A 7,991-nucleotide genomic window follows, 5' to 3' on the forward strand; every position below is an offset into this window, starting at 1 on the left:
GCGTCGGCCGGCTTGGTGAAGAAGAAGGGCGGATCGCGCTCGTCATTGCCGAGCTCGCGCGCATGCGCCGCATAGTTGCGACCGACGCAGAAGATGCGGCGCACGGCAAACCGTTCCGTCGAGCCGGCAATAGCGACCGAGGCGGTTGCTGGCGGCGGAAGGACGAATTCTGGCATGGGCTGTCTCTGTGTTGGTATGAATCGTGCGCACCTTCGGCCGATTTCGATGGCCGGGCAAGACTGAGGACGCTCCCGCGCATATCGGCCTGTCGTTTCAATGGCAACGCGCTATACCATTGGGCCCCTGTACCATTGGGCGATATACTATTTGCCAATAATCTGGCCATGGTCACCGGACTATCCTGTACCGGCCGAAACCGAACCGATGCCTGAACCCGTGCAATGAGCTCCGTCAGCGACCGCGCCCGCTTCCTGATCATCGACGATCACCCGCTGTTTCGCGAGGCGCTGCACAGCGCCGTGCAGATGGCCTATCCGGACGTCGACACGGTCGAGGCGCGCTCGATCACGGAGGCGATCGAACTCCTCGCCGACGCCAAGCCGTTCGACCTCGCGCTGCTCGATTTGAGCATGCCCGACGTGCATGGCTTCGAAGGGCTGTTGCAGCTCAGAACCCGCTACCCGCGGCTGCCGGTGGTGATCGTGTCAGGCTATGAGGAGCCGAAGATCATCTCCGAGGCGCTGTCCTACGGCGCGGCCGGCTTCATCCCGAAATCGGCGCGCAAGAGCGACCTCGCCGCCGCCATCCGCTCGGTGATGGATGGCGCTGTCTACGTGCCGGAAAATTACGAAGGCCAGCCGCTCGACCCCGACAGCACCGACCGCGCCGACATGGTGCAGCGCCTGGCCAGGCTGACGCCGCAGCAGCTCAGGGTGCTGCAGATGCTGCGCCAGGGCATGCTCAACAAGCAGATCGCCTACGAGCTGCAGGTGGGCGAGACGACGGTGAAGGCACATGTCTCGGAGATCCTGCGCAAGCTCAATGTGTATAGCAGGACGCAAGCGGTGATCGAGGTGTCGAAGCTCGACAATGCGGAGCTGTTTCGCGACCAGGCGGGGTTTTGAGGGACAAATTCTAAGCTAACAGATGCGCCAGCAGCGCGCGCAACTGTGCCGGTTTCAGCGGCTTGCGCATCAGTTCGATGCCGGCGGACCGCGCAGCCTTGGCGACGAGCTCTGACCCATCGGCGGTGACGATCAGCGCCGGCACTGGACGGCGGAGATAGTCGCGGACTTCGGCGATGGTGGCGGTGCCGAGGTCGCCACCGTCGAGATGCTGGTCGGCGATGATGATGTCGGGCACCCAGTCGGTGTCGCCCAGAAGATCGAGCGCGTCGTCGGTCGAGGTCGCGGCGCGCACCAGGCACTGCCAGCGTTCGAGCAGCGAAGTCATGGCGGAGAGCACGTCGGCGTCGTTCTCGACCAGCAAGACCTTGGTGCCGAAGAGACCATAACCGCGCGGACGGTCCATGTCGGCAATGCCCGTCGCCGGTTCGGCGGCCGCCATGCCGATCGGCACGTCGATGTGGAAGATGGTGCCGCGCCCGACCCTCGAGGAAAAGGTAACGGGGTGGCCAAGCGCAGCCGCCATGCGGCGCACGATGGCGAGGCCCAGCCCCAGCCCGCCGGCCAATCCGCCGTCGGCAAGCGTCGAGGTGCCGCGATGGAACTCCTCGAACACCGCTTCGCGCTGGTCCTCGGCAATGCCGCAGCCGGTGTCGGCGACGTCGATGCGGATGGTGTCGCCGCGATGCCTGGTGCCGACCAGCACGCCGCCGGAGCGGGTGTAGCGCAGCGCGTTGGAGAGGATGTTCTGCAGGATGCGCCTGAGCAGCGTGCGGTCGGAGCGCACCACGACATTGACCGGCCGGAATTTCAGCGACAGGCCTTTTTTCTCAGCCTCGGGCAAGAAATCCGAACGCAGCGAGGAAAACAGCGTCTCCAGGCTGACGTCGCCGATCTCAGGCTGCACCACGCCGGCGTCGAGCTTGGAAATGTCGAGTAGCGTGCGCAGCAGGTCTTCCATCGTCTCCAGCGAGCGCTCGACCTGGCGCACCAGCTTCTTGCCTTCCTCGCTTGTCTGGACCTCGGCCAGCGCCGAGACCGACAGATGCGCGGCGTTGAGCGGCTGCAGCACGTCGTGGCTGGCGGCGGCGAGGAACCTGGTCTTGGAGAGGTTCGCCAGCTCGGCGTTTTCCTTCGCCGCGCTGAGCTCGATGTTCGATTGCTCGAGCCGGCGTAGCGTCGCGTGCAATTCCTCGGTGCGGTTGCGCACCCGGTTTTCCAGCGAGATGGCGGTCTGGAACAGCGAGAAGGCGTTGCCCTGCTGGTCCATCGAGCGCTCGACGCGGCTGACAAGCGCCGCGTTGATCTTCTTCAGCCTGTCGACGTCGTCGATGTCGCGCAGCGGCATGCCGTTCACTCGGCCGCCTGGCGCTCGCCGAATGCGATGCCGGTGAAGGTCTGGTTGAGATGCATCGAGCGGTACTGCTCGCCATAGGTGCCGAACCCGATGACCTTGTTGGTCCGGTAGAGCTCGGAAATGTCGCGGAAGACCTGGCGGTTGCGCGCATCGAGCCGGCGCAGCACGCAGTCGAAGCCCAGGATCATGTCTATCCCGCCGAGCTTGTGCTCGACATCCTCGAAAGCGGTGCGTGTCGATTCCACCATGTTCTTCGGCTGGGCGATGGAAAGCACGATACCGTCGTCGATGGCGCAGAAGAAGGACAGTGAGCCGTCAGGATGCATGCGCTGGATCGATCGGCAATAATATTCGCCGCCGACCTTCACCACGACGGGGTGCGAGGCAAAGCTCAGCGGCGTCAGCGTCTGCGGCAGGATGCCGACGGAGGTTGCGTATTCCTCGGCCGCGTTGGCGGCGTTGAATTCGCGCACTATGCGATGGTCGGGGTCGGACGCCGTCACCACCAGCTTCTCGTCGGTCGGGATGAAATTGTCGGTCTTGAAGACGTGGAAAGGAATTTCGGTCGCAACCAGCACGATGACGGCGCTATCGGAGGCGACCCTGCCATTGGCCATCAGCCTGGTCGTCTCGAATTTGAGGTCGTCGCCGGCCGAGCCGCCGATCAGCGGGACGTCGTCCAGTCCCCAGTGGATGGCCGAGGTCACCGCTTCCTCGGCATAGGACAGCCCGTCGATGAAACAGAGCGCGAAAATCTGCTTCGAGCGGTCGTGGCCGATGCGCTCGCGCAGCAGGCGCCGCAACGCCGCGACCTCGCCGGTGATACTGTCCATGCTGGACGAAGAGAGGTTTTCGACCATGACGGAGACGGTTGAAAACGACGCCGAAGGCAAAAGCAGGGCAAGGATATGCCCTTCCTCCAGTCCCTGGGGCGTGATCTCGCCAGCGGTCGAGCAGCCGGCATAGGCGAGCGACGGCGCGTATGCTTTCAGCGCCTGCGCCAACGCCGCCGCGTCGACCAGGCCTTGAGAGAAGAACAGAAGCGCGAAGCCGGCATCGACGATTGCCGCTTCGGCGGCGATGGCCCGCGCAAAGGCGTTTGGGTCGGGCTCATCCGTGGTGAGCGCCGATAGGCCCGATGCATAGCGTGTGCTCGAACTGGCCAGCTGCCTTCTCCGCAATTCCTCCGACGCGGTTTATGGGTGTCTTTTCTATGCGTGCCAGGCACGCTCCGCGTCGAGGGCATCTTTGCCCTCAATCCCTGATTTGGCAATGGGGCCGGTTGCTGCGCTGCACATAGGTTTTGCCATGATCGAAAGTACAATGGAACCGGCGCTGGCAGCGCTGTTTTGCGCGTTGTACGGTGCGTGAATGGTACTGCCGAGGCACAGTACGGCATCGGCAGGGTGAGGACCAAGGTTAATACCCAGGGAGGTTGCATGTCGGACGTGTCCTTGACTGTGAATGGGAAACGGGTCAGCGGGAGCGCGGAAGACCGAACGCTGCTGGTGCATTTCCTGCGGGAACATCTGGGCCTCACCGGAACGCATGTCGGTTGCGACACATCGCAATGCGGCGCCTGCGTCGTGCATGTCGACGGCCGGGCGGTGAAATCCTGCACAATGCTGGCCGTTCAGGCGTCAGGCTCGACCATCGTCACCATCGAAGGGCTGGCCGACGGCGCTGAGCTGCATCCGGTGCAGGCCGCGTTCAAGGAGCATCACGGCCTGCAATGCGGCTTCTGCACGCCGGGCATGATCATGACGGCGACCGACATGATCGCGCGCCATCCGGAGGGCCTCGACGAGGCGACGGTGCGCGCCGAGCTCGAAGGCAACATCTGCCGCTGCACGGGCTACCACAACATCGTGAAGGCGATCCTCGCCGCATCGGAGACGATGGCGAAGGGCGCCAAGGGCAAGGCGAAGCAGGCAGCTTAGAGTGAATGGTGAATAGTGAATGGTGAATAGTGCCGCTGGCTGGCACGTTCGACCATTCACCATTTTACAATTCACCATTCACCGGAGGAGGAATTTCCGCAATGGGTATCGAAGGCGTCGGCGCCCGCGTGGCGCGCAAGGAAGACAAGAGGTTCATCACCGGCGGCGGCCGCTATGTCGACGACATGGTGGTTCCCGGCATGAAGCATGCCGTGTTCGTGCGCAGCCCGCACGCGCATGCGCAGATCAAGAAGATCGACGTTAAGAAGGCGCAAGCGATGCCAGGCGTCGTCGGCGTGCTCACCGGCAAGGAGCTCAAGGCCGACGGCATCGGCAATCTGATCTGCGGCTGGATGATCCACTCCAAGGACGGCACGCCGATGAAGATGGGCGCCTGGTCGCCGCTTGCGGTCGACAAAGTGCGCTATGTCGGCGACGCGGTCGTCATCGTCGTCGCCGACACCAAGGGCCAGGCGCGCGACGCGGCGGAAGCGGTCGAGATCACCTACAAGGAACTGAAGGCGGTGGTCGAGGCGACCAAGGCCATCCAGCCCGGCGCGCCGCAGGTCCATGCCGAAGCGGAGAACAACCTGATCTTCGACTGGGAGCTCGGCGACAGCAAGGCGACCGACGCGGCGATCAAGTCGGCCGCCCATGTCACGCGCATGAAGATCGTGAACAACCGGCTGGTGCCGAATGCGATGGAGCCGCGCGCGGCCCTCGGCCATTACGACAAGGCGGAGGACCACTATACCTGCTGGACGACGTCGCAGAACCCGCATGTCGCGCGGCTGGTGATGAGCGCCTTCTACAACGTCGCGCCGGAAAACAAGCTGCGAGTCATCGCGCCCGATGTCGGCGGCGGCTTCGGTTCCAAGATCTACATCTATCCGGAAGAGATCGTCTGCCTGTGGGCCTCGAAGAAGACCGGCGTCCCGGTCAAATGGGTGGCCGACCGCACCGAAAGCTTCCTGTCGGACGCGCATGGCCGCGACCATGTCTCGACGGTGGAGATGGCTTTCGACAAGGACAACCGGATCACCGGCCTCAAGGTCGATACGATAGCCAATATCGGCGCTTACATGTCGCTGTTCTCGTCCTGCGTGCCGACCTATCTCTATGCCACGCTCTTGTCGGGCCAGTACAACATCCCCGCGATCCACGCCAATGTGCGCGCCGTCTACACCAATACCGCGCCCGTCGATGCCTATCGCGGAGCAGGGCGGCCAGAGGCCACCTATGTGCTCGAGCGGATGATGGAAACCGCGGCGCGCGAGCTTGGCGTGTCGCCGGCGGAACTCAGGCGCCGGAACTTCATCACGTCCTTCCCGCATCAGACGCCGGTGATCATGGCCTATGACGCCGGCGATTATAACGCATCGCTCGATGCGGCGATGAAGGCCGCCGACTATGCCGGCTTCACCAGGCGCAAGGCGGATGCGGCCAAGCGGGGCAAGCTGCGCGGCATCGGCATGAGCTGCTACATCGAGGCCTGCGGCCTGGCGCCGTCATCGGCGGTCGGCTCGCTCGGCGCCGGCGTCGGCCTCTGGGAATCGGCGGAGGTGCGGGTCAATGCCGTCGGCACGATCGAGGTGCTGACAGGCTCGCACAGCCATGGCCAGGGCCATGAAACGACCTTCGCGCAACTGGTCACCCAGCGCTTCGGCGTGCCGATCGACTCAGTCTCGATCGTGCATGGCGACACCGACAAGGTGCAGATGGGCATGGGCACTTACGGCTCGCGTTCGGGCGCCGTCGGCATGTCGGCCATCGTCAAGGCGCTCGACAAGGTCGAGGCCAAGGCCAAGAAGATCGCCGCGCATCTGCTGGAGGCGGACGAGGGCGACATCGTCATCGAGAATGGCGAGGTCAAGGTCGCTGGCACCGACAAGAGCCTGCCCTGGTTCCAGGTGGCGCTTGCCTCCTACACCGCCCATAATTTGCCGGCGGGCATGGAGCCGGGCTTGAAGGAAACGGCCTTCTACGATCCGTCCAACTTCACCTTCCCGGCCGGCTGCTACATCTGCGAGGTTGAGATCGATCCGGAGACCGGGCTGACCGAAATCATCCAGTTCGTCGCGGCCGACGATTTCGGCAACATCATCAATCCGATGATCGTCGAAGGGCAGGTGCATGGCGGCATCGCGCAAGGCGTCGGCCAGGCGTTGCTGGAGGGCGCACATTACGACGGCAGCGGGCAGCTTCTGACGGCAAGCTACATGGATTACACCATGCCGCGAGCGGACGACCTGCCGTCCTTCAAGGTCTCCACCTCGAACACGCCATGCCCGGGCAATCCGCTCGGCGTCAAGGGCTGTGGCGAGGCCGGCGCCATCGGCTCTCCGCCGGCGGTCATCAACGCCATCACCGATGCGCTGGGCGTCGTCGACATTCCCATGCCGGCATCGCCCGCGACGGTGTGGGCTACCATCCGCGCGACGAAGCACTGAGGAGGAACGAGCATGTATTCGGTCAATTACCATCGCGCTTCTTCCGTCGCTGACGCCGCCAAGCTGCTGAAGAACGGCGACGCCAAGCTGCTCTCCGGCGGCATGACGCTGATCCCGGCCATGAAGACGCGGCTCGCGGCGCCTTCCGACCTTGTCGATGTCTCGCGGCTGAAGGACCTGCAGGGCGTCAAGTTGTCCGGCAAGACGGTCACCATCGGGGCCGCGACGACGCATTACGACGTCTCAACCGACGAGAAGCTAAAGAAGGTGTGCCCGGCGCTTGCGCATATGGCATCGCTGATCGGCGATCCGGCGGTGCGCTACAAAGGCACGATCGGCGGCTCGATCGCCAACAACGACCCGGCGGCCGACTATCCGGCGGCTTTGCTGGCGCTGAGCGCGACGATCATCACCAACAAGCGCGAGATCGCGGCGGACAAATTCTTCAAGGGCCTGTTCGAGACGGCGCTGAAGGAAGGCGAGATCGTCACCGCGGTGAGCTTCACCGCGCCGGCCAAGGCGGCCTACCAGAAGTTCCGCAACCCGGCTTCGCGCTACGCCATCGTCGGCGTGTTCGTGAGCAAGGGCAAGGACGGGGTGAGAGCCGCCGTCACCGGCGCCGGCGAGGACGGCGTCTTCCGCTCGAAGGAGGTCGAGGCCGCCCTGGCGAAGAGCTTCGACGCCGCCGCGCTCGACGACCTCAAAGTGCCGGCGAAAGGGCTGATGAGCGACCTTCATGCCTCCGCCGAGTACCGCGCCAATCTCATCGCGGTGATGGCCAAGCGCGCGGTGGCTGCCGCCAACGCTTGAACAGCCCCGCCGCGGATGAAAGAAGGGGCCACCTCGGCCCTTTTTTCTTGGCCATAACAAAGGCTTGACCGGAAGCACCGGTCAAATCGCAGCTTCGCACTTGCACAAAGTTATCCCGCACTGCGCTGGCGAGTTATTACATCGTCGAGAAACCGGCTCGCGGCTGGCTCAACCGCAACTGGTGAGGTCAGGCCCTGCCGTTCTTTCGGGCGGCGAGGTAGCGGCGAAGCCCGGTTTCTCCGCGCGGCGTCGTCCAGCGATGGTTCCAGGCGAAGGCGGGCCTGAGCAGCGGCGCCAGGAATTTGAGGATCGGCCTCTCGACCGTGACCTGCCAGACCAGATCGACATG

Annotated in this window: 6 protein-coding genes and 1 pseudogene; 4 read left to right on the forward strand and 3 right to left on the reverse strand. The window is 64.1% G+C overall.

Annotation, left to right across the window (positions count from 1 at the left end):
* Positions 1–176, reverse strand: a pseudogene (locus EOA28_RS40255) (FAA hydrolase family protein); the annotation flags it as partial.
* Between the two features lie 225 nt (positions 177–401).
* Here EOA28_RS40255 and EOA28_RS17045 point away from each other — a divergent pair.
* Entirely contained in the window at positions 402–1,085 is a 684-nt protein-coding gene (locus EOA28_RS17045; protein ID WP_127252970.1) for a response regulator transcription factor, read from the forward strand.
* A gap of 10 nt (positions 1,086–1,095) precedes the next feature.
* On the opposite strand, the gene EOA28_RS17050 is transcribed toward EOA28_RS17045, so the two are convergent.
* The gene (locus tag EOA28_RS17050; protein WP_127386211.1) at positions 1,096–2,433 is read right to left on the reverse strand and encodes a hybrid sensor histidine kinase/response regulator; all 1,338 of its coding nucleotides are present in this window, start codon (positions 2,431–2,433) and stop codon (positions 1,096–1,098) included.
* A gap of 5 nt (positions 2,434–2,438) precedes the next feature.
* Positions 2,439–3,623 carry an FIST N-terminal domain-containing protein gene (locus EOA28_RS17055; protein WP_127250387.1) on the reverse strand — a complete coding sequence of 395 codons (1,185 nt, stop codon included), beginning with the start codon at positions 3,621–3,623 and terminating at the stop codon, positions 2,439–2,441.
* Positions 3,624–3,881: 258 nt separating this feature from the next.
* On the opposite strand from EOA28_RS17055, the gene EOA28_RS17060 reads away from it, so the two are divergent.
* The 3 genes from EOA28_RS17060 (at position 3,882) to EOA28_RS17070 (ending at position 7,642) form a co-directional block, all read left to right on the forward strand.
* Positions 3,882–4,382, forward strand: coding sequence for a (2Fe-2S)-binding protein (locus EOA28_RS17060; protein ID WP_042644892.1), 501 nt, complete (start codon positions 3,882–3,884; stop codon positions 4,380–4,382).
* 101 nt (positions 4,383–4,483) lie between these two features.
* The gene (locus EOA28_RS17065) at positions 4,484–6,832 is read left to right on the forward strand and encodes a xanthine dehydrogenase family protein molybdopterin-binding subunit (RefSeq protein ID WP_127250386.1); all 2,349 of its coding nucleotides are present in this window, start codon (positions 4,484–4,486) and stop codon (positions 6,830–6,832) included.
* A 12-nt stretch (positions 6,833–6,844) separates the two neighbouring features.
* Positions 6,845–7,642 (forward strand): xanthine dehydrogenase family protein subunit M, encoded by a 798-nt coding sequence (locus tag EOA28_RS17070; protein WP_127250385.1) that lies wholly within the window; start codon positions 6,845–6,847, stop codon positions 7,640–7,642.
* The last annotated feature ends 349 nt before the right edge of the window (positions 7,643–7,991 follow it).

Source organism: Mesorhizobium sp. M2A.F.Ca.ET.067.02.1.1 (assembly GCF_004023285.1).
GTDB lineage: Bacteria > Pseudomonadota > Alphaproteobacteria > Rhizobiales > Rhizobiaceae > Mesorhizobium.